We start from the raw sequence: 21,980 nt of genomic DNA, 5'->3' as shown, positions 1-21,980 counted from the left end.
TCCTGAGACTCCCGCGCAGACCCCACCCATGGATCAAGACCACGATCACGCCCAGCTTGGCCAATTGAGCGCCTTGGCCTGGGTGCACGATGAGCTGCGCCGCACGCTCGACAACGCTCACAAGTCCCTGCGGCGTTGCCTGCATGACCGGGCCCATCCTTCGTCGAATCCCCGGGCCGCATCTTCTTCCCCCCTGTTGCTGGCCCGCAGCGGCATTCACCAAGCCGTGGGTGCCATGGACATGGTGCGCCAGCCGCAAGCCGGTGTGTACCTGCGCGCCTGCGAACAGGCCGTGCAGCACTACACCTTGGGCGCTGAGCCCGATGAAGCTGCCGTGGCGGTGCTGGAGAAAGCCTCGTTCGGGCTGCTCGACCACATTCGCCGGTTGCTGTCGGGGCAGTCCACATCGATGCTGGAGTTGTTCCCGCAGTACCGTGCGGTGCTGGCACTGTCGGGGCAAGACCGTAACGCTCATCCGTCAGACTTGTGGGCCCCGCCGGTTGATTTGCACCAACTGGCCGACCCATCGCGCCCCGCAGGAACGGGACAGCCGTTGTCACTCAAGGCGCGGCAGGCGGTGGAAGCGTCGGTGCTGGCCTTTTTCCGTACCGGTGACGCCGCTGCGGCGCGCAAGCTTTCGACCTTGTTTGCCGCGTTGAGCCAATCACCGGTGGGTGGGAACGAGCCGTTGTGGCCTCTGTCGGCAGCCTTTTTCGAAGCCCAAGCCGACGGGTTGCTGGATGCGGACGTGTACGTCAAGCGGGTCACGGCCAAGCTGTTGACCCGCCTGCGCGACATGGAAAAAGGGGACATGGAGTTCCCCGAGCAGTTGCTGCGGGACATGCTGTTCTTCTGCGCTCGGGCACGCGTGGACGACAGCCGGGCACCGCTGCTGCGACAAATCCGCCAACGCCATCACCTGCCTTCGCTGGCGGGGATCGATTACGAGCACAGCCGTCTGGGGCGTTACGACCCGGCTTTGGTGCCGGCGGCGCGCAGGCGGGTGTCTTTGCTGAAGGAGTCTTGGTCTGCGCTGACGTCGGGTGAATCGGCGCTGCTGGACGTCATCATCGATCAAGCGGCCCAGGTCACCCAAGCGACGCATCAGTTGTACCCAGAAGGGGCGCAGTTGGCCACGGCGGTGCAACGGGCGGTCGAAGCCACCACCCGCACCCGTGGCATGCCTCGCCTAGAAATGGCGATGGAGGTGGCGACAGCCCTGCTGTGCCTGGACGCCTCGCTGGATGAGGCCGATTTAGAGCAGCCAGAGTTGCTGGATCGTGTGCAGCGGTTGTCGCACCGTTTGGACACGGTCACGGCGGGTCGTCCGCCCGAGCCCGTCGATGCGTGGGTGTTGGCGCTGTACCGTGATATTTCGAACCGGCAGAGCTTGGGCAGCGTGGTGCAGGAGCTGCGGGCCACGCTGGCCGAGGTGGAAAACCTGGTCGATCGTTTCAGCCGTGATGCCCAGGATCAGGAGGCGTTGCGTCCGGTTCCCGCGCAGTTGAACACGATGCGCGGGGTCTTTGCGATGCTGGGGCTGGAGCATGCCGCGCAGGCCATCCAGTCGATGCACCAGGATCTTCAGGCGTGCCAAGTCAATGCGCACGGTGCCGTGGCGCCTGTGATTGCGCGTTTGGCAGACAACGTCGGGGCACTGGCCTTCTTGGTGAACATGTTGGGCGTGCAGCCTCGGCTGGCGAAAACGTGTTTCCACTACGACGTAACAGGTGGACGCCTGAAGGCGTTGATTCCGCAAGCTGTGCCGTCTTCTGCGCCTCTCCGCAGCGGCGTGTCGCCAGTGGTGCGGGCACATGCTGTGACACCACCACCACCACCACCACCACCACCGCCACCGCCACCACCGCCACCACCGCCACCACCGCCACCGCCACCGCCACCGCCACCGCCACCGCCACCGCCACCGCCACCGCCACCGCCACCGCCTATAGAGGACGATGGTGATGCGGAGATGCGGGAAATCTTCATTGAAGAGGCCCGTGAGGTGGTGACGACGGCACGTGAGGCGTTGGCTTCGCTGGATCGCAACCATCACGATTCGGAAGCCATGACGGTCGTGCGTCGGGCGTTCCATACCCTCAAGGGCAGTTCCCGCATGGTCGGGCTGGATGAGTTCGGCGAAGCGGGTTGGGCTTGCGAGCAGTTGTGCAACGCCCGGCTGGCCGACTCGACGCCCACCGCCGATGCACCGCTGCGGGCGTTCTTCACCCGTGCGTTCAACGAGTTTGATGCTTGGATCGAACGCATTGCGCAGGGCCACATCGGTGGCGTTGGTGACAAGGAGCTGATCGCCGCAGCCACTGCGTTGCGCACGGGCGTGGGTCTGGAGCCTGCACCGGCCACCAAGTCCTTGCTGGCCATGGCCACCGCCCACATGTCGGCAGCGCCGCCGCCTGCCCCAGTGCCCGCTGCGCCCCCTGTGACGCCCTCCGTGCATCAACCAGTGCCTCTGACTTGGGGCACGGTAGCACGCGAGTCCAGCGCCACGGCACGTCCGCATCAACAGCCAAGGGGGGAGCCAGAGCCCGAACCTGAGCCTGCCCCGGCACCCGACGAGCCCGCGTCAGATGCGCCGAGCGGTTTGGCTGCCCCAGGGCTGGCCCACGCTTGGCAATTGCACCAAGACGCCCTGGCGTTGCTGGTGGATGTAGACGGTGGCGAACAGCCGGCACCAGAACCAGAACCGGAGTCGAGCCAGGCGCTGGCAGCTCCGGGGCTGGCCTACGCTTGGCAGTTGCATCAAGATGCCTTGGCGTTGCTGCCGGACACCGTGGTGGATGAAGTGGCTGAAGTGGTGTCGGCGCATGACGCCGCGCCGGCTTCACACGATGACCATGGGCTGGCCGCTCCCGGATTGGCGCACGCGTGGCAGCTTCTTCAGGACGCTGTTGCGCTGGTTGAGGATGTGGTCGCCGACGCAGACGAAGGGCTGGCCGCGCCTGGATTGGCTTTGGCCGAGCAGTTGTGCCGCGATGCATTGGCGCAGATTGAAGCCGCTGACGATGTGTTTCAAGCGGCTGATCCTGACGAGAGCGAGGGCACAGACTCAGGCTTGGCCTCTCCCGGTTTGGGGTTTGCTTGGCAATTGCACCAAGAAGCGCAAGCGTCGATCGGTGAGTTGCTGGCCGCTGAGATCGATTTGACCGAAGAAGAGGTGGCTCATCTGGCTGCGCCGGGCCTGGCGTTCGCATGGCAGATGCACCAAGAGGCTGAAGAAGTGGTTTCTGAGTTGCTCAGCGTGGCAGAGGATCTGCCGTTGCTGACGCCTGAACCGCAGGCCGCCGATGCCACCGACTTGGACGCATTGGCCGCACCCGGTCTGATCCATTTGCACCAGACGCCAACCGAGCCCGTGGATGCTGCGGCATCCGAAGCGGTTCTGCCAGAGTTCGCGTTGGATTTTGAGCTGTTGTTGTCGGGTGAAGACACCCAGGCCGCCGATCTGACACCGCAGGCACTGCCCGTCGCAGAAGTGGTCGATGATGACGACGCGTTGGGCGACGATGTGCTCGACTTGGTGCTGCGCGAAATCGAAGCCGCTGCACAGTCGCCCACCCCGGCACCCGCACCGGCACCCGCACCCGTGGCTGTGCCTGCGGAAGAGTCTGACGAATACCGCACGGTGGGGCACCTGCAAATTTCGACAGCGTTGTTCAACATTTACTTGGACGAGGCCGACGAACAGTCCAAGCGGTTGTGTACCGCATTGGAGGAATGGCACCACGAACAATCGGGGCGGGTGGGTGACACCGCTGTGGCGCTGGCGCACTCGCTGGCGGGCAATTCGGGGACGGTGGGTTACAAGGACTTGTCCGGGTTGGCGCGGCGGCTCGAACATGCGCTGGGCCGCTCTCAGGCTCGCGAGCACGGCATGCCGGGCGAGGCCGCGTTGTACATCGATGTGGCCGACGAAATCCGCCGCATGTTATGTGAGTTCGCGGTCGGCGTTCTGGCGCCGGCAGACGAGCGCATCTTGGCCCGCATGACGCAGCATGAGCACGACGAGGCTGAACTGGCTGCACCGTCGTCGTCAGCGTCTGCCGCCGCAGTGGCTGCGCCCACACCTGCGCCTGCGCCGTCCACAGTGCCTGCCGCGCCTGTGGCTCGCACGGTGGACGCCACGCCACGCCACGCTGACGCCAGCGATGCGGTGGATGTGATCGATCCGGAGCTGTTCGAAATCTTTGCCGATGAGGGCAAGGATTTGCTGCCCGCTCTGGCCGAGCAGTTGCGCTTGTGGGCCAACGACATGAACAACATGTCGGCCGGTGTGGTGGTGATGCGTGCGCTGCACACCTTCAAGGGCGGTGCGCGTCTGGCAGGTGCCATGCGCATGGGTGAAAAGGCACACCGCCTGGAAACCCTGGTCGAGCAAGTGATTGCCCGAGGCCACCTCGATGCCAAGCAGTTGGCCGAGATCGAATCGGGTGTGGACGTGCTGAGCGAAGACTTTGCACGGCTGCTTTCGGGTGAGCCTTCTCCCGAGGAAGCCGACGTCTTGGCTGAACTCACGTCGGGGTCGACCAACCCGTCCGATTTGATGGCAGCGGTGGCGCCGCTGGAAGGTGCTGTGTCGGCGGTGGCGCCGCAGTTCATGGCGCCCAGCGCAGCCACGTCCGAATCTTCCACGACCGAGGTGGCTGCGGGGCAGGATGCCCATGTGGACTGGTCGCGCCTGTCCAACACGCAAGCATCGGTGACCGCGCAGGTGAACCGTCAGGCCGAAACCATGGCCCACGGGACGGTGCGTGTGCGGGCGCCGTTGTTGGATCGCATGGTGAACCACGCAGGTGAGGTGGGCATTGCCCGGGCGCGTATTCAGTTGGATATGCACCAGATGCAATCCTCCTTGCGCGATCTGACCGATAACTTGGAGCGTCTGCGCCGGCAACTGCGGGACTTGGAAATTCAGGCCGAATCGCAGATGACGTCGCGCATTGAGGCGGCCCGGCATTCGCACCAAACCTTCGATCCGCTGGAAATGGATCGTTTCACCCGCACCCAGGAATTGACCCGGATGCTGGCCGAATCGGTCAATGACGTGGGCACGGTGCAACGCGGTTTGGTGCAAACCTTGCAGGATGCAGAAGATCAGCTTGTGCGCCAAATGCGGCTGACACGCGATTTGCAGGACGACCTCTTGCGCGCCCGCATGGTGGAATTCGACACCGTTTCGGATCGTCTCTACCGGGTGGTGCGCCAGTCGGCCAAGGAGTCGGGCAAGCTGGTGCGGCTCAACTTGGTGGGTGGCTCGCTCGAATTGGATCGGGCGGTGCTGGAGCGCATGGCGCCTCCGTTCGAACACTTGCTGCGCAATGCGGTGGTTCACGGCATTGAGGCACCTGAAGTGCGCCAGGCACGAGGGAAGGAGTCCACAGGCACCATCGAAATCAGCCTGCACCAAATGGGCAACGAAGTGTTGTTGGAAGTGCGGGACGATGGTCGCGGGCTGGATTTGGCCCGCATTGCGGCCAAAGCACGGGCCGCAGGCTTGCTGGCTGAAGGTGCGCAGCCATCTGAATCCGAGCTGGCCGGCATGATCTTCCGTTCGGGCTTCACCACGGCCACCCAGGTGACCGAGTTGGCCGGTCGGGGCGTTGGCATGGACGTGGTGCGGGCCGAAGTCACCGCCATGGGGGGCCGGATCGAAACTTCGACCGCTCAAGGTCAAGGCACGGTGTTCAAGCTGGTGCTGCCGCTGACCACGGCAGTGAATCAGGTGGTCGTGCTGAGTTGCGGAGACGTCAGCGTGGCCGTGCCGGCGACGCTCATCGAACTGATCCGCCGCGTGCCCGCAGCGGACATTGAGCAGGCGTACCGCGCCGGCACACTGCGCCACGGGGATCAAGACATCCCCTTCTTCTGGCTGGGCAGTCTGTTGCAGGACAAACTGCTGGGCATGGTGGAAGGGCGCACGGGTCAGGTGGTGATCGTGCGCAGTGCGTCGCAGTATGTGGCGTTGCACGTCAGCCAAGTGCAGGGCAACCAGGAAGTGGTGGTGAAGAACCTGGGTGTCCAACTGTCGCGTTTGCCGGGCTTGGCGGGCATGTCGCTGTTGCCGTCGGGCGGCACGGTGCTGATCTACAACCCGGTGGCGTTGTCGGCGGTGTATGGCACGTTCATCCGGCACAAGCTGGTCGAACTTTTCGCGCCGAAGCCAGCCGATGCCATCATCCAGCCCGAGGCCGTGATCGAAGCGCCACGCGAGCCGCTGGTCATGGTGGTGGACGATTCGCTCACCGTGCGCCGCATCACCCAGCGCCTGCTGGTGCGCGAAGGCTACCGCGTGGTTCTGGCCAAGGATGGTTTGGATGCACTGGAGAAGCTGGCGGCGGGCGAGAAGCCGGGCGTCATGCTGTGCGACATCGAAATGCCGCGCATGGATGGCTTCGACTTGGTGCGCAACGTCCGGGGCGATCCGGAATTGGCCGACATCCCCGTGGTGATGATCACCTCGCGGATCGCGCAGAAGCACCGCGAGCACGCGGACGAGCTGGGGGTCAACCACTACCTGGGCAAGCCCTACAGCGAAGACACGCTGCTGCGTTTGGTGCGCGAGTATTCGGTGGAATCGGCCCGGCGTCGCGGCCAGCCGATCGCGCTGCCGGCCTGACGGCCCAGCACATCCCCTGGATGCACAACAGCCCGGCCTCGCGCCGGGCTGTTTGTTTTCAGCGCCCGGGTTTGAGCGAGCCGAAGCGGGCCAGAGTGCGTTGCCGGGCCGCGTCGTGATCGACCACGGGATGCGGGTAATCCGTGCCCAACCGCACCCCGGCGGCGGCCAAACTCAGGGCGGGGGCCAGCCATGGCGCGTGCAGACTGCGGTCGTCCAGCTTGGCCAGTTCGGGCACATAGCGGCGAATGAATCGGCCTTGTGGATCGAATTTTTCGCTTTGCGTCACGGGGTTGAAGATGCGAAACCAGGGTTGTGCATCACACCCAGTCGAAGCGGCCCACTGCCAACCGCCGTTGTTGGCAGCCAGGTCAAAATCGTTCAGGTGCAGCGCGAACCATGCTTCGCCCCGGCGCCAATCGACGCCTAAATCTTTGGTGAGAAAACTGGCCACCACCATGCGCAGCCGGTTGTGCATGTAGCCGGTTTGCCAGAGCTGGCGCATGCCCGCATCCACCAGCGGATAACCAGTGCGCCCGTGGCACCAAGCGTCGAACAGCGCATCGGCTTCGGGGCCTTCTTCCCAGCACACGCTGTCGAATTCCAGCTTGAAAGCCTGGCCGACGACGTGCGGGTTGTGGTGCAAGATTTGGTGATAGAAGTCCCGCCAAATCAGCTCCGATAACCACGTCGCTGGCCCTGGCGCGTTGTCAGCCGCACCGCGCCCCCAAGCCTCGCGCACCAATTCGCGGATGGACACCGTACCAAAACGCAGATGCACGCTGAGGTAACTCGGGCCTTTGCAGGCTGGGAAATCGCGCTTGTCGGCATAGCCGTCGATGCGGGGGAGGAAATCCGCCAGCAGGGTGCGAGCGCCCGCGCTGCCGCAGGGCAAGCGCAACAGGGTGTCGTCGATCGGCTCGAACCCCAGCGCCGCCAGCGGCGGGATGCCCGGCGTGCCCAAATCTTCGGGCCACGGCGCCAAGGCCAGCGCGTGCGGGGCGACCGCGTGCGGCGCCATCGCTTCGGGGTGGGCGCGCAGGCGCTTCAACCAAGCGTTTTTGTAGGGTGTGAACACGCTGTAAGGGCGGTTTGCGCCGGTCAGCACTTCGCTGCGCTCGAACAGCACATGGTCTTTGAAGCTTTGGCAAACGATGCCCGCTGCGTGCAGGTGCTCGCGCACCTGGGCGTCGCGGCGCAGCGCATCGGGTTCATCGTCGTGGTTCAAGCAGACCAGATCGGCCCGCAGTTGCCGCGCCAATGCCGGGATGACCTCGGTGGCGACGCCGTGCTGCACGATCAGCCGCACCGCCCCGGGCGCGTGGCCGTGGCGTTGGCCTAGCGCGTCCAACTCGGCGTCGAGTTGCGTCAGGCTGTGGTGAATGAAGGCGACACGCCGATCCCGGCGCGGCAGCGGGTCGAGAAGGGGGGTGTCGAAGACGAAAGCGCACCACACCTGATCGGCTTGGGTACACGCGGCGGCCAGGGCGGCGTGGTCGTCCGCCCGCAGATCGCGGCGCAACCAGACCAGGGCACGTTGAAACGGTTGGGAAGGCATGAGCGCGAGTGTCGGCCATGGTGCCATTCCCGGGCCGGGGCAGGGCCTGAAATAGAATGCCCCCATGTCTGCGCAAGGGATCGACCTCACCAACCAGTTTCTGATCGCCATGCCTGGCATGGCCGACGAACGCTTCGCCGGCTCGGTTGTCTACCTGTGTGAGCACAGCCCCAAAGGCGCGCTCGGGCTGGTGGTCAACAAGACCGTGGATCTCACCCTGGGCCGCTTGTTCGAAAAAATCGAACTGCCGCTGGCCTCCTCTGAATTGGCGGGGCAACCCGTGTACTTCGGGGGGCCGGTGCAGCCGGAACGCGGGTTCGTCCTGCATGACCGCCTGCCCGCCGATGGCCCCGGCTACGCCTCCTCCCTGGACGTGCCCAACGGCTTGGCCATGACCACCAGCAAAGACGTGCTCGAAGCCCTCTCCGGTGGCGCGGGCCCGCGTCGGGTGCTGGTGGCTTTGGGTTACAGCGGCTGGAGCGCTGGCCAGCTCGAAGAGGAGATTGGCCGCAACAGTTGGCTCACCGTCGCAGCCGATCCAGCCGTGATCTTCGACGCCCCGATTGAGCTGCGCTACCAACGCGCCCTCGCCCTGTTGGGAGTAGACGTGCGCATGCTGTCGCAGGAGGCGGGGCACGCATGAGTGAGGCACCACGGGTGGCACTGCCCGGCGTGTCCACAGCTTCCACGTTTTTGGCGTTTGACTTTGGACTCAAGCGCGTCGGCGTGGCCACGGGCACCGGTTTGATGCGCCAAGGGCAAGCGTTGCGCACCCTGACCGCGCAGGGCGACGCCCGCTTCACCGCCATCCAAGCCCTGCTGCGGGAGTGGCAGCCGCAAGCCTTGGTGGTCGGCGTGCCGTTTCACCCCGATGGCGCGGAGCACGAAAACACCCAGCGCGCCCGGCGTTTCATCCGCCAGTTGCAAGGTCGCTTCAAACTGCCGGTCTACGCGGTGGACGAGCGTTACACCACCACCGAGGCCCTCGCGGCGGGCGCCCGCGATGCGGATGGCGCCTCCGCCGTGCTCATCCTCGAACAATTTTTTCGCGAGCACTTTGTATGACGACTTTCATTCCCCTGGACGCCCCCGCGCTGTACAGCGAACTGCTGCGCGGCGTGCGCTCGCTGCTGCGGCCAGACACCTCGTTGGTGGGTGTGTGGTCGGGCGGGGCGTGGCTGGCCGAGCGGCTGCACGCCGATCTGGGCCTGTCGGGCCGCCATGGCGTGATTTCCAGCACGCTGCACCGCGATGACTTCGCTGCGCGTGGCCTGTCCAATTCGCGTGATGTCACCCATCTGCCGTTTTCCATCGATGGCCGCCACATCCTGCTCATCGACGATGTGTTGCACACCGGTCGCACCGTGCGCGCCGTGCTCAATGAGCTGTTTGACTTCGGTCGCCCCGCCAGCGTTGAACTGGCGGTGTTGGTCGACCGGGGCGGGCGTGAGCTGCCGATTGAACCCGCTTTCGCCGCCGCTCGCTTCACGCTGCCGGCGGCTCAGCGCCTGTCGCTGGCGCGGGCGGACGATGGCAGTTTCCTTTTCAGTCTTCACCAGGAGCCGTGATGCTCTCCAAACGCAATCCTCAGCTCAATCGCCACGGCGAGCTGATTCACCTGCTGTCCACCGAGGGGCTGCCCAAGGCGGTGCTGACGCAGATTCTCGACACCGCCGGCACCTTCCTCTCGGTGCATGACCGGGAGGTCAAAAAAGTGCCGTTGCTGCGCGGCAAAAGCGTGTTCAACCTGTTTTTTGAGAACAGCACGCGCACGCGCACCACGTTCGAGATCGCGGCCAAGCGCCTCTCCGCCGATGTGCTCAACCTGGACATCGCCCGCTCCAGCACCGCCAAGGGCGAAACTTTGCTGGACACCATCGCCAACCTGAGCGCGATGGATGCGGATGTGTTCGTGGTGCGCCACAGCGAATCCGGCGCACCGTACCTGATCGCGCAGCACTGCGCGCCGCATGTTCACGTCGTCAACGCCGGTGACGGGCGCCACGCGCACCCGACGCAGGGCTTGCTCGACATGTACACCATCCGCCACTACAAAAAAGAGTTCCACAACCTGACGGTGGCGATCGTCGGGGACATCGTCCACTCGCGTGTGGCCCGCTCGGACATCCACGCGCTGACCACGCTGGGCGTGCCGGAAATCCGCGCCGTGGGCCCCAAGACGCTGGTGCCAGGCGATTTGCGTGAGATGGGCGTGCGCGTCTGCCACGACATGGCCGAAGGCGTGCGCGATGCCGACGTCATCATCATGTTGCGCCTGCAAAACGAGCGCATGAGCGGCGCGATGCTGCCCAGCGCCGGCGAGTTCTTCAAGAACTTTGGCTTGACGGAAGAAAAACTGGCGCTGGCCAAGCCCGACGCCATCGTCATGCACCCGGGCCCCATCAACCGGGGTGTGGAGATCGCGTCCGGCGTGGCCGATGGCCGCCAGAGCGTGATCCTGCCGCAGGTGACGTTCGGCATCGCGGTGCGCATGGCGGTGATGTCCATCATCGCGGGCAATGACGCCTGAGTCGGGCCGGAGAAAGTACCCATGAAGATCTTGATTCGCAATGGCCGCGTGGTGGATCCGGCCTCGGGCCGCGACGAAGTGGCCGATGTGGCGGTGGCCTCGGGGCGCATCGTCGCCATCGGCAACGTCTCGGCGGACTTTGACGCGCACCGGGTGATCGATGCCACGGGCTGCGTGGTGGCCCCCGGTTTGGTGGATTTGGCTGCCCGCCTGCGCGAGCCCGGCCACGAGCACGAAGGCATGTTGGAAAGCGAACTGGCGGCGGCAGCGGCTGGGGGTGTCACCAGCCTGGTGTGCCAGCCGGACACCGATCCGACGCTGGACGAACCCGGCTTGGTGGAAATGCTCAAGCTGCGTGCGCGCAAACTCAGCCGTTGCCGGCTGTTCCCGCTGGGCGCGCTGACACGCGGCCTCAAGGGCGAAGCCCTCACCGAAATGGCGGAGTTGACCGAGAGCGGTTGCATCGGTTTTTCTCAAGCCGAAGTGCCAGTGAAAGACACGTTGGTGCTGCAACGGGCGCTGATGTACGCCGCCACCTACGGCTACACGGTTTGGCTGCGCCCGCAGGACGGCTGGCTCGGCAAGGGCGTGGCCGCCAGTGGCCCGATGGCCACGCGCCTGGGTCTGGCCGGCGTGCCGGTGGCGGCGGAAACCATCGCCCTGCACACGATTTTTGAGCTGGTGCGGGTGACGGGTGCCCGGGTGCATCTGTGCCGCCTGTCCAGCGCGGCGGGCGTGGCGCTGGTGCGTGCCGCCAAGGCCGAAGGCCTGCCGGTGACGGCGGATGTGAGCATCAACTCACTTCATCTGACCGATGTGGATATCGGTTTCTTCAACTCGGCCATGCGCCTGAACCCGCCGCTGCGCCGCGATGCCGATCGGCAAGCGCTGCGCGCCGGCTTGGCGGATGGCACGATCGACGCGCTCGTCTCCGACCACACCCCGGTGGACACGGACGCCAAAACCCTGCCGTTTGCCGAAGCCGAACCCGGCGCCACCGGTCTGGAGCTGCTGCTCAGCCTGACGCTGAAGTGGGGTGACGCACAAGGCTTGACCTTGGCCGATACCTTGGCGCGCATCACTGCCAAGCCGGTGCAGGTGCTGGGTGAGTCGCTGGGCTCGCTGGCGCAAAGCGCGGGGCAACTGGTCGAAGGCGGTGTGGCGGATTTGTGCGTGTTCGATCCAGCGGAGATCTGGCAAGTCAGCCCCGAAGTGCTGCGCAGCCAAGGCAAACACACGCCGTTTGAGTTCAGCGTCAGCGGCACGGCGCTGCCAGGGCGGGTCAAGTACACGCTGGTGGCGGGCACGGTGGCCTACCAGGCGGCGTGATGCGGACGCTGGTGGGCGTGGCCCGTTTGCTGCGGGTGCTGGGGCACTTGTTGCACGGCATGGCCATCGTGGCGCTGTCGTTCAAGCGTTTGGGGTTGAACGAGCGCCAGGCCCGTGTCCAGGGGTGGAGTGCTGCGCTGTTGCGCCACCTGGGCGTGCAGCTCACCGTGATCGGCCAGGCGCAGCCGCACGCCGGGTTGTTGGTGGCCAACCATGTATCGTGGCTGGACATCACCGCGATCCACAGCGCCTGCCCACGCGCCCGTTTTGTCTCCAAGGCCGATGTGCTGAAGTGGCCGCTGCTGGGTTGGTTGATCCGCCAGGGCGGCACCCTGTTCATCGAACGCGAGCGCAAACGCGACGCCATGCGGGTGGTGCATGAAATGGCCGCCGCGATGCAGGCGGGGGACTTGGTCGCTGTATTCCCCGAGGGCACCACGGGCGAAGGCCCCCAGGTGCTGCCGTTTCACGCCAATTTACTGCAAGCAGCCATTGCCGCTCGGATGCCGGTGCAGCCGGTGGTGTTGCGCTACCGCCAGCCGGGGCAGCCGTTTGCCGAGGCGGCGGTGTATGTGGGTGAAACTTCGTTGGCACAAAGCCTGTGGTGGATTGCCTGCGCCCGAGGTCTGGCGGTGGAAGTGTGTTTTTTACCGCCTGAAGATGCCACGTCCCTGGATCGCCGCGCTTTGGCGGAGCGCCTGCGGGCCACGATTCAAGCGACCCTGACCCCGCCGGTGGTTTGAGCGGGCAGTGCAGCAAAATACTGGCCACTGTAAGTGGGCGGTTTCTTCTTTGTTTTTGCGAGAGCCGGCGCGTAGCATGAAGTTGCCGCTGCGGTCGTTGCGTGAAAGGTCAAGTGATGAATAAAACGTTTGCGCACGATGGAAAAAAATCGGCAGCACCAACCCTGGTGATTCTCGCATGGCTATTGGGAGTGTGGTGGCTGTCCGACCAGTATGTAGCGCTGGCCATGAACAGCGATGGACTGTTCTACACCGGGGATGCTCTGTATCGGCAAAACCCCAGTGCTTTCTCTAAAGATCTCTTTTTTCTGGCTCAGACACAAGGAGATTTTTCGCTGTTTGGGGGCCTTTACGGTCATCTGATCAGCGTACTGGATATCAAACCAGCCGGATGGCTCATCTCAACCCTCGGGCGTTTGCTATGGGGCAGCGGAGCTGTGGCGTTGGCTCATGCATTGTGGCGTCAGAGCAGCAGTAACGGTTGGTGGGCTTGTTTGGCGCTGATGCTCCTTCTTCCCAGTAATTACGACAGCCAAACCATGTTCTTCTACGGTGCAGCTGATGTGACGCCGCGCACTTGGGCGGAGGCATGGGTTTTGTGGTGCCTGGCGTTTCGGGTACGTGAACGTTGGCTTTGGAGTGTCGTGGCGCTGGGGCTCGGGTTGGCATTTCATCCATTGATGGCGTTGCCGGGACTGGGATTGTGGGTGCTGCTTCTCCCCAGGTATCAATGGGTTTGGGGCACTGTGGGTGTTCTGGTTGTTGGGCTCATGGGCGCCACGTTTAAAGTGGGTCCCTTGGCGTATTTGTTCCAAGCATTTGATCCACTGTGGTGGGAATGTGCCGTGGTGTTGGCCGGACAAATCGTTTCAGCCTCTTGGGGGCCTGTGGTTCTTGTCAAAGCGGGGGGCATCGCTCTTTTGTTACTGGCTGTGGCCCGGTGGCACCCGCAACCACTGATGCGCCGTTGGGCAGGTGCCTTGGCGGGGGTTCAGTTGTTGATGCTGGGGTTGTGGTGGCTGGCAGAGGAAACCCGCAGCGTGTTGTTGCTTCAACTTCAGCTATGGCGGGTTCTGTGGTTGTGCCAATTGCTGGCGCCTGCTTTGTGGTGGAGCTCTCTGCCACCTTGGCGGGAATGGACTGTTCTGCATGGTATTCAAGTATCATTGGTGATGGCGGCTGTGCTGTCGAATAGTTTGTCAACGGTTTGGCTGTTTTTACCGGGTGTGTTCTTCTCTTGGCCGCGAGTGGTTCATTATCTTCAGAAGAGTGGTTTGAAAAAGGCACTCTTGGCAGGTTCCGTGATACTGCTTGCGATGAGTTTGTCCGTTCGGTTTCCTGAGTTCATGGCCCGTGCGCTTATTTACGAGCTGGATGGGCATCCTCATGGGTTCTGGATGGGGGTTGCGAGCGAAGCATTATGGACGCTTCCCTTGTTCTGTGTCGTCGCCGTTCTAGTAGGAGCAACCCAGCTGCGCGTGTGGCGCTGGGTGTTTGCGGGGGGGCTGTTATTACCTGTTTGGGCCGTACTTTTGGGGGTGTTGGGAGGGCAGGCGAAACAGATATTCCAGCCTTTACCTTCTACGGAGGCTCTAAGAGCTGTCATTCCGAGTGATTCATTGATTTACTGGGATGCAGATGTCGGTGGGAGTTGGAATTTTTTACGGCAGGGACATTATATTTCTGCCTACCAAGGAGCGGCGGCGCTTTTTTCACGCGAGGTTGCGATGGAGTTTCGGCGGCGGCTGGCCCATGTCGCGCAGGTTGGATTACTGGGGGCTGATGTTTCCCAAGACGAAGTGAAGAAACTACCGCTGCAAGCATCGGGTTACACCATTCCACGAGATATTGGTACACGCTCTCCTTTTGCCAGATTAAGGGTTCAGCTCGGCAGTCCCCAGGCTTTGAGCTCTGACGCAGCGCAAACCCTGTGCCGCGATCCCATCCTGGACTACGTCCTCATCTCGCGTGACCTGCCCGAAGCCACCTGGCGTGTGCCCTATGAAGGGGTGCCTTCGGGGGTGGTGTCGGTGTTCAAGTGCGTGCGCTGAAGGGCGTTGGGGCGTGCATGGGGTCGGCAGGTGCAGTGGTTAAATTGAACCCTTTGCTCTTGCCGTCTGTGTCGCCATGAACGCCTCTGGTCGTGTTTTTTTCCATGCTGCCGATGATCACGGCATCGCCCGTCTCACCATTTCCCATCCCGGCAAACTCAACGCCTTGAATGTGGCGATGTGGCACGAGCTGCGCAGCCACATCGAAGCGCTGGGCCGCACGGGCCCGCTGCCGCGTGTGATCGTGATCCAGGGCGAAGGCGGCACCTTCGTGGCGGGTGGGGACATCGAAGAATTCCCGCAGTTCCGCTTCCAAGCCGACACGCTGGCCTCCTTTCACGAAGAGGTCGTTGCCCCGGCGCTGCAAGCCTTGCTCGACTGCGATGTGCCCTTGGTGGCGCAGATCGACGGCGCGTGCATCGGCGGTGGTTTGGAGATTGCCGCGTGCTGCGATCTGCGCATTTGCGGCACCCGCAGCCGTTTCGGGGTGCCCATCGCCAAGCTGGGCTTCCCGATGGCGCCGCTGGAGGTGGAAATCGTGGCCCGTGTCATCGGAGAAACCTGCCTGCGCGAGCTGCTGCTCGATGCGCGTGTGCTGACCGCTCAGGAAGCCCGCGAGCGTGGCCTCGTCACCCGCGTGGTCGCGGATGATCAGGTGGACATCGAAGCCCGCCAAACCGCCGAGCGCATCGCGCAACTGTCACCCCAAGCCATGCGTCTGAACAAACAGGCGCTGCGGCGCTTTGCCAACGTGGCGCATCCGTTCAGCCAGCGTGAGGAGCGTCACGGCCACTATGCCTACGCGCCTTCCGAGGAACATCGCGAAGGCTTGGCGGCCTTCAATGAAAAACGCCCGGCTCGTTTCGACTGACCGTTTCAGCCTGCTTTGGGAGACCCTCGCATGAACCAGAACTTGTTTGCTGCCCTGCGGGCGGCGTTTCCTGCGGATGGGTCAGCCACCGCGATCGAAACCGCCGATGGCCCCGGCGCCCCGCTGTTCTACACCTGGGCCGACTTGGACGCGGCCACCGCCCGCATCGCCAATTTGCTGGATTCGCTCGATCTGCCACCCGAAAGCTGTGTGGCGGTGCAGGTGGATAAAAGCGTGGAAGCGCTCATGCTCTACCTCGGGGTGTTGCGTGCGGGCCATGTGTTTTTGCCCCTGAATACGGCGTACCAAGCCAGTGAAATCGAGTACTTCATTGGCAATGCCGAGCCGGCGGTGGTGGTCTGCCCGGACGTTGCGTTCACCTGGGTGAGCCGCTTGGCGTTTGCGGCGGGCACCCGCCACGTCTTCACCCTGAATGACGACCGCACCGGCACCTTGTTGGAGCGGGCGGCATTTCATGCGGACACCCACACCCCAGCCGAGAAAAGCGCCGGTGATCTGGCCGCCATCCTTTACACCAGCGGCACCACGGGGCGCAGCAAGGGGGCGATGCTGTCGCATGGCAACTTGCTGTCCAACGCCCAAGTGCTGAAAGACTATTGGGGCTGGCAACCCGACGACGTGCTGATTCACGCCCTGCCGATCTTCCACGTTCACGGGCTGTTTGTGGCCAGCCACGGGGCGCTGCTCAATGGCAGCAAGATGATCTGGTTCGCCAAGTACGACCCGAAAGCCGTGCTGGCGCGTTTCAACGAAGGCACGGTGTTCATGGGCGTGCCCACGCTGTACGTGCGTTTGCTGGGCGAGGCCGGCCTGACGCGTGACGCTTGCGCGCCCATGCGGCTGTTCATCAGCGGCTCGGCGCCTTTGCTGATCGAAACCTTCAGCACTTGGCAGGCGCGCACCGGCCACACCATCTTGGAACGCTACGGCATGAGCGAAACCATCATGCTGACGTCCAACCCCTGCCAGCCCGAAGGCGGTGAGCGCCGGGGCGGGACGGTGGGTTTCCCACTGCCGGGCGTGGGCGTGCGCATCCATGATGATGCTGGCGAAGCGGTGGCCGCAGGGGAGATTGGACACATCCAAGTGCGTGGCCCCAATGTGTTCAGCGGCTACTGGCGCATGCCGGAAAAAACCAAAGAAGAATTCACCGCCGATGGTTGGTTCAAGACCGGCGATGTCGGCAAGATCGATGCCGATGGTTACGTCACCATCGTGGGGCGCAGCAAGGATTTGGTGATCACCGGGGGCTACAACGTGTACCCGGCGGAGGTCGAGGGGGTCATCAACGAGCTGCCAGGGGTGGCGGAAAGTGCCGTCATTGGTGTGCCGCACCCAGATTTTGGCGAGGGCGTGGTGGCCGTGGTGGTGCCGCGTGCGGGGGCGAAGGTAATGCCAGAAGCCATCATCGCTGCGCTCAAAGGGCGAATTGCGAATTTCAAAGTCCCCAAAGCCGTGTTCATCACACCGGAGTTGCCGCGCAATACCATGGGGAAAGTGCAGAAAAATGGGCTGAGACAACAGCATGGAGCCTGTTTTGACGCCCGCTGATTCGGCGACGGGAAACACCCCGGGACCATCGGTCATCCGCCCGGATCGGCTCTTGGCTGTTGTGATGGGGGTGGCTTTGTGGGGCCTCTGGTGGCTCGCCAACCCCTACCTCCACTTCAACGTCCATGACGGCTCGCTGTATTCCGGCGAAGCCCTGCGGCGCCTGGAAATGCACAACTTCGCCAAAGATGTGTTTTTCATGGGCCAAACCCAAGGCAATTTCTCGCTGTTTGGGTCGCTGTACGCCCAAGTGGTGACGCTGCTGGGGCTGCCGATGGCCGGGTGGGTGATGTCCACGACAGGCCGGGTGCTGTGGTGGATTGCGCTGTACCGGTGGGTGCAGGTCGGATGGGGTGAGCGGCGTTGGTGGGCCTTCATGCTCATGCTGCTGCTGCCCGCCACCTATGACGGACATGGCTTGTTTGCCTACGCTGGCAGCGAAGTCACGGCCCGCTGTTGGGCCGAAGCCGCTGTGCTGTGGGCATTGGGCCAGCAATCGCAGGGCCGCATCGGACGGGCATGGCTGGGGGTCGGCCTGGCGGCGGCCTTGCATCCCCTGATCGCCCTCCCCGGTGGGGGGCTGGTGCTGCTGATGCAGCCTGCGCGTGTGCGCGTCATGGGCATCGGCGTGGGGTTGCTGGCGGTGTTGGGCGGGGCTGCGTGGGGTGTCGATCCCCTGGTACGCCTGTTTCAAACCTTCGACCCGGTGTGGTGGGAGAGTGTCCTGGTGCTGGCCGGCTATGCGCTGGCACCGTCTTGGCCGGCTTTGGGGTGGGCCAAACCCATGGTGTATGCCGCGTTGCTGGCCTATGTCGGTTGGGGTGCCCATTCGGCAGGCTGGGCGCGGACGTGGGCCCGTGCCTTGCTGGTGCTGCTGCTGGGCTTGTTAGCGACTTGGTGGTGGGCCTGCCAATCCCGCAATGTGCTGCTGGTGCAGTTGCAGGTGTGGCGTGTGCTGTGGCTGGCCCAACTGCTGGCGCCTGCGCTGTGGGTCTGCGTTCTGCCGGCGTGGCCACGTTGGAATGCACGGATGTGGGCGCACGTTCTGCTGGTGGCGGCGGCCCTTTTGAGTTTGAGCGCACCATTGACGTTCGTGATCTGGCCGGCGCTGCTGGTGATGCACGGGCGAATCGGGCCTTGGTTGGAGGGGCCAACCTGGCATCGCAGCTTGCCGGTGCTGGCGGGCATGATCTTGCTCATGGCGTTGGCCGTGCGCTGGCCCGCGCTGGTGTATGCCGACACCATCAACCACATCAATCACCTGGCCCATGCCCGGTGGGTGAGTTGGGCCAAGGAGCCGATGGTGAGCTTGCCGGTGGCCTTGCTCCTGTTCGTGGGTTTGTCGCGGGCCCGTTCCCGTTGGGTGTACGCAGGGTTGGTGAGTTTGGCGCTGGTGCCGGGGGTGCTGTCCCTGAGTGCGTGGAGTGACCAAGTGGCGCGAGCACAGCGCCCGCTGGACGATCAAACGCCCTTGCGGCAGATCGTTCCCGAGGGGGCGCTGGTGTACTGGGATGCCGGCAGTGACCACACCTGGTTCCGGCTGCACCGCTCGCAGTACGCTTCCATGAGCCACGGGCCGAACTCGCTGTTTTCCCGCGAGGCGGCGATGGAGTTTCGGCGGCGGCTCGAAGTGCTGGCGCGGGCCGGCATGATCGGCGCCGTGCCCGAGGTGCCAGACACGCACGATGACGTGAAACCCGACATCCAGCGCTGGCGCGCCCAACTGGAGTTCAGTGCCACGGCGCGCACCTTGGGCGCGAACAACATCTTGGCCTTGTGCCAAGACCCGATCCTGGACTACGTGCTCTTGTCCATTGACATTCCCGAAGCCGATGCCCGCGTGCCTTACCGGGATGTGCCCAGTGGGCGGGTGTCGGTGTTCAAGTGTCCACGTTGAGGGGGGAGAGCCTGGGTTTGTGCGGCTAGGGACTCTCGCCGCACAGCCACCTCAGGCACACTTCTGCCATGAGCACGGCTTCCGAAAACGACAACCCCTGTATCCGCTGCGGCGCCTGTTGCGCCAGCTTCCGCGTGGATTTTTCGCGTGATGAATTGGCGTCCGAGCTGGGGCAGGTGCCCGATGGGCTGGCGGTCAAAATCACCAGTTCGTTGTGTCGCATGCGCGGCACCGACCATGCCCAGCCCCGCTGCGTGGCCTTGATGGGCACGGTGGGGCAAAAGGCGCAATGTGGCATCTATGAATGGCGGCCCTCGCCGTGTCGCGAGTTCGGCCAGTTGGCCCCCTTGGGGTGGGGCGACGATGCTTGCGCTCGGGCGCGGCGGCGCCACGGGTTGCCGCCTCTGTCCCAAGGGGCAGCCTGAGGCCGCCCCGGCGACGTCACTTGAGGATGTCGCCCAAGCAGAGGTATTTCACCTCGACGTAATCGTCCATGCCGTGGTGCGAACCCTCGCGCCCCAGGCCGGATTGCTTCACGCCGCCAAACGGCACTTCCGCCGTCGAAATCAACCCGGTGTTGATGCCGACCATGCCGTATTCCAGCGCTTCACCCACGCGGAAAATGCGGCCAATGTCGCGGCTGTAGAAGTAGCTGGCCAGGCCAAATTCGGTGGCATTGGCGGCGGCCACGGCTTCGGCTTCGGTCTTGAAACGGAAAATCGGTGCCACCGGGCCAAAGGTTTCTTCGCGGGCGCAACGCATGTCGGCGGTGACGTTGGCCAGCACCGTCGGCGTGTAAAACCGTTCGCTCAGGCGTTGGCCGCCCGTCACCAGCGTGGCGCCCTTGGCCAGCGCGTCGGCAACGTGGGCTTCGACCTTGTCCACCGCTTCGCCTTCGATCAGCGGGCCAGTGGTCACACCGGTTTCAAAACCGTTGCCCACTTTCAGCGCGGCGGCTTTGGCGGCCAGCTTGGCCACAAAGGTGTCGTACACACCGTCTTGCACATAGAAACGGTTGGCGCACACGCAGGTTTGGCCGGCGTTGCGGTACTTGCTCACCATCGCGCCTTCGACGGCGGAGTCGATGTCCGCATCGTCAAACACGATGAAGGGTGCGTTGCCGCCCAGCTCCAGCGCCAGCTTTTTGATCGTCGGCGCGCACTGCGCGGCCAGGATGCGGCCCACTTCGGTCGAACCCGTGAAGGACAGGTGACGCACCACGTCCGACGAACACAGCACCTTGCCCACCTCAATCGAGTTGGCACCATCGGCGGTGATGATGTTGAGCACGCCCGCTGGCATCCCGGCGCGCTGCGCCAGTTCGGCCACGGCCAGGGCGGACAGCGGCGTGGCCTCCGCCGGCTTGATCACCACCGGGCAACCCGCCGCCAGCGCCGGCGCGACCTTGCGCGTGATCATCGCAATCGGGAAATTCCACGGCGTGATGGCCGCGCATACGCCGATGGGCTGCTTGATCACCAAGTAACGCTTGTTGGCATCCGTGGTCGGGATGGTTTCGCCATAAACGCGCTTGGCCTCTTCGGCAAACCACTCCAAAAAGCTGGCGCCGTAGCCGACTTCGCCCTTGGCCTCGGCCAGCGGCTTGCCTTGCTCGGCGGTCATGATGCGCGCCAGGTCGTCGGCGTGGGCGTGCAGCAGGTGGAACCACTTCATCAGGATGGCGGCGCGCTCCTTGGCCGGCTTGGCACGCCAGGCTGGCCAAGCAGCGTCGGCGGCGGCCAGGGCGGCGTGGGTGGCTTCGGCGCCCAGGTTGGCCACGTCGGCGAGTTTGGCGCCGGTGGCCGGGTCGATCACGTCGAAGCGGCTGGCCGCGCCCACCCATTCACCGTTGATGAAAGCGTCGGTTTTCAGCAGGTGAGGGTCGTTCAGCGAGGCGAGCGGGGTCGGGCTCAAATCCATGGGGGTCTCCAAAAACGAGTCGGCAGGGAGGATGGCCGGATCAGGCGCGGCGGCCACGAATCCATTCGAGCACCAGCATCAGCCCGGTTGTGAACAGAATCAGCAGCGTGGCCACGGCGGCAATCGTCGGGTTGATGTTCTCGCGGATGCCGGTGAACATCTGTCGCGGCAGTGTCACTTGCTCGGGGCCGGCGATGAACAGCGTCACCACCACTTCGTCGAACGAGGTGGCAAATGCGAACAACGCCCCCGAAATCACCCCCGGTGCGATCACCGGCAGCGTCACCCGGAAGAAGGTTTCCAGCGGGCTGGCGCCCAGGCTCAAACTGGCGCGCACCAGGTTGTGGTTGAAACCCTGCAACGTGGCCAGCACCGTGGTGACGACGAAGGGCGCCCCCAGCGCGGCATGCACCACGATCAGGCCGATGTAGGTGTCCGCCAACCCGAGCTTGGCGAAGAACAGGTAACAGGCCACCCCGACGACGACGATGGGCACCACCATCGGCGCAATCAACACGCTCATCAACAGCCCCTTGCCGGGGAAGTTCACCCGCGCCAAACCGACGGCGGTGAGCGTGCCCAGCACCGTGGCAATCAACGTGGCGATGGGCGCGACGATGAAGCTGTTTTTCGCAGCACGGGCCCATTCTTCCGAGTGAAAGAGGTTGTCGTACCACTGGAGCGACCAGCCTGGCATCGGGTAAGCCAAGAACGAGCTGGCCGAGAAGGACAGCGGCATGATCACCAAAATCGGCAGCAGCAGGTAAAACAGCACGCCCAGGCTGACCAGGCGCAGCGCCCACCAACCGGCCTTGTCCAGCGGTGTGGCGTAGGCCGGAAACTGCGGCTTGAGAAAGTTGAAGAAGCTCATCGCG

Annotated in this window: 15 protein-coding genes; 12 read left to right on the top strand and 3 right to left on the bottom strand. The window is 64.1% G+C overall.

Features of this window, described 5'->3' with window-relative positions; all coding sequences use genetic code 11:
• Positions 1-28 precede the first annotated feature (28 nt).
• Entirely contained in the window at positions 29-6,634 is a 6,606-nt protein-coding gene (locus tag VITFI_RS15320) for an Hpt domain-containing protein (RefSeq protein WP_089417720.1), read from the top strand.
• 58 nt (positions 6,635-6,692) lie between these two features.
• Here the strand turns inward: VITFI_RS15320 and VITFI_RS15315 are convergent, their stop codons facing one another.
• Entirely contained in the window at positions 6,693-8,192 is a 1,500-nt protein-coding gene (locus VITFI_RS15315) for a cryptochrome/photolyase family protein (protein ID WP_089417719.1), read from the bottom strand.
• Between the two features lie 64 nt (positions 8,193-8,256).
• On the opposite strand from VITFI_RS15315, the gene VITFI_RS15310 reads away from it, so the two are divergent.
• The 11 genes from VITFI_RS15310 (at position 8,257) to VITFI_RS15260 (ending at position 19,610) form a co-directional block, all read left to right on the top strand.
• Entirely contained in the window at positions 8,257-8,835 is a 579-nt protein-coding gene (locus tag VITFI_RS15310) for a YqgE/AlgH family protein (protein ID WP_089417718.1), read from the top strand.
• Positions 8,832-9,257: a Holliday junction resolvase RuvX gene (gene ruvX, locus VITFI_RS15305; protein ID WP_089417717.1), complete on the top strand. Its 426-nt coding sequence runs from the start codon at positions 8,832-8,834 to the stop codon at positions 9,255-9,257. The genes VITFI_RS15310 and ruvX overlap by 4 nt, the downstream gene beginning before the upstream one ends.
• Complete coding sequence (gene pyrR, locus VITFI_RS15300; protein ID WP_089417716.1) at positions 9,254-9,760, top strand: bifunctional pyr operon transcriptional regulator/uracil phosphoribosyltransferase PyrR; 507 nt, start codon at positions 9,254-9,256, stop codon at positions 9,758-9,760. Before ruvX ends, pyrR begins: the two co-directional genes overlap by 4 nt.
• Positions 9,760-10,722, top strand: coding sequence for an aspartate carbamoyltransferase catalytic subunit (locus VITFI_RS15295; protein WP_089417715.1), 963 nt, complete (start codon positions 9,760-9,762; stop codon positions 10,720-10,722). The genes pyrR and VITFI_RS15295 overlap by 1 nt, the downstream gene beginning before the upstream one ends.
• Before the next feature lie 21 nt (positions 10,723-10,743).
• Positions 10,744-12,051: a dihydroorotase gene (locus tag VITFI_RS15290; protein ID WP_089417714.1), complete on the top strand. Its 1,308-nt coding sequence runs from the start codon at positions 10,744-10,746 to the stop codon at positions 12,049-12,051.
• Positions 12,051-12,794 (top strand): lysophospholipid acyltransferase family protein, encoded by a 744-nt coding sequence (locus tag VITFI_RS15285; protein WP_089417713.1) that lies wholly within the window; start codon positions 12,051-12,053, stop codon positions 12,792-12,794. The genes VITFI_RS15290 and VITFI_RS15285 overlap by 1 nt, the downstream gene beginning before the upstream one ends.
• A 116-nt stretch (positions 12,795-12,910) precedes the next feature.
• Positions 12,911-14,845, top strand: coding sequence for a hypothetical protein (locus tag VITFI_RS15280; RefSeq protein ID WP_157725721.1), 1,935 nt, complete (start codon positions 12,911-12,913; stop codon positions 14,843-14,845).
• 76 nt (positions 14,846-14,921) lie between these two features.
• Positions 14,922-15,716: an enoyl-CoA hydratase/isomerase family protein gene (locus tag VITFI_RS15275; protein ID WP_089417711.1), complete on the top strand. Its 795-nt coding sequence runs from the start codon at positions 14,922-14,924 to the stop codon at positions 15,714-15,716.
• Between the two features lie 30 nt (positions 15,717-15,746).
• Positions 15,747-17,288, top strand: a complete 1,542-nt coding sequence (locus VITFI_RS15270) for a malonate--CoA ligase (RefSeq protein ID WP_089417710.1) — start codon at positions 15,747-15,749, stop codon at positions 17,286-17,288.
• 52 nt (positions 17,289-17,340) lie between these two features.
• Positions 17,341-19,185, top strand: coding sequence for a hypothetical protein (locus VITFI_RS15265; protein WP_157725720.1), 1,845 nt, complete (start codon positions 17,341-17,343; stop codon positions 19,183-19,185).
• 68 nt (positions 19,186-19,253) lie between these two features.
• A complete protein-coding gene (locus VITFI_RS15260) occupies positions 19,254-19,610 on the top strand; it encodes a YkgJ family cysteine cluster protein (protein ID WP_089417708.1) in 357 nt (118 codons plus the stop codon).
• 16 nt (positions 19,611-19,626) lie between these two features.
• On the opposite strand, the gene VITFI_RS15255 is transcribed toward VITFI_RS15260, so the two are convergent.
• Positions 19,627-21,105 carry an NAD-dependent succinate-semialdehyde dehydrogenase gene (locus VITFI_RS15255; protein ID WP_089418197.1) on the bottom strand — a complete coding sequence of 493 codons (1,479 nt, stop codon included), beginning with the start codon at positions 21,103-21,105 and terminating at the stop codon, positions 19,627-19,629.
• Positions 21,106-21,145: 40 nt separating this feature from the next.
• Positions 21,146-21,976 carry an ABC transporter permease gene (locus tag VITFI_RS15250; protein ID WP_089417707.1) on the bottom strand — a complete coding sequence of 277 codons (831 nt, stop codon included), beginning with the start codon at positions 21,974-21,976 and terminating at the stop codon, positions 21,146-21,148.
• Between the last annotated feature and the right edge of the window lie 4 nt (positions 21,977-21,980).

The organism is Vitreoscilla filiformis, from assembly GCF_002222655.1.
GTDB lineage: Bacteria > Pseudomonadota > Gammaproteobacteria > Burkholderiales > Burkholderiaceae_C > Ideonella > Ideonella filiformis.
Note: the sequence above shows the minus strand (reverse complement) of the source record. Positions and strands in the feature narration are given on the sequence as shown.

Bases quoted from the DNA above. Each gene is read 5' to 3' on its own strand.
- VITFI_RS15285 (WP_089417713.1), top strand. From the start codon at position 12,051: ATGCGGACGCTGGTGGGCGTGGCCCGTTTGCTGCGGGTGCTGGGGCAC.
- VITFI_RS15280 (WP_157725721.1), top strand. From the start codon at position 12,911: ATGAATAAAACGTTTGCGCACGATGGAAAAAAATCGGCAGCACCAACC.
- VITFI_RS15320 (WP_089417720.1), top strand. From the start codon at position 29: ATGGATCAAGACCACGATCACGCCCAGCTTGGCCAATTGAGCGCCTTG.
- VITFI_RS15315 (WP_089417719.1), bottom strand. From the start codon at position 8,192: ATGCCTTCCCAACCGTTTCAACGTGCCCTGGTCTGGTTGCGCCGCGAT.
- VITFI_RS15290 (WP_089417714.1), top strand. From the start codon at position 10,744: ATGAAGATCTTGATTCGCAATGGCCGCGTGGTGGATCCGGCCTCGGGC.
- pyrR (WP_089417716.1), top strand. From the start codon at position 9,254: ATGACGACTTTCATTCCCCTGGACGCCCCCGCGCTGTACAGCGAACTG.
- VITFI_RS15260 (WP_089417708.1), top strand. From the start codon at position 19,254: ATGAGCACGGCTTCCGAAAACGACAACCCCTGTATCCGCTGCGGCGCC.
- VITFI_RS15255 (WP_089418197.1), bottom strand. From the start codon at position 21,105: ATGGATTTGAGCCCGACCCCGCTCGCCTCGCTGAACGACCCTCACCTG.
- VITFI_RS15295 (WP_089417715.1), top strand. From the start codon at position 9,760: ATGCTCTCCAAACGCAATCCTCAGCTCAATCGCCACGGCGAGCTGATT.
- VITFI_RS15275 (WP_089417711.1), top strand. From the start codon at position 14,922: ATGAACGCCTCTGGTCGTGTTTTTTTCCATGCTGCCGATGATCACGGC.
- ruvX (WP_089417717.1), top strand. From the start codon at position 8,832: ATGAGTGAGGCACCACGGGTGGCACTGCCCGGCGTGTCCACAGCTTCC.
- VITFI_RS15270 (WP_089417710.1), top strand. From the start codon at position 15,747: ATGAACCAGAACTTGTTTGCTGCCCTGCGGGCGGCGTTTCCTGCGGAT.
- VITFI_RS15310 (WP_089417718.1), top strand. From the start codon at position 8,257: ATGTCTGCGCAAGGGATCGACCTCACCAACCAGTTTCTGATCGCCATG.
- VITFI_RS15250 (WP_089417707.1), bottom strand. From the start codon at position 21,976: ATGAGCTTCTTCAACTTTCTCAAGCCGCAGTTTCCGGCCTACGCCACA.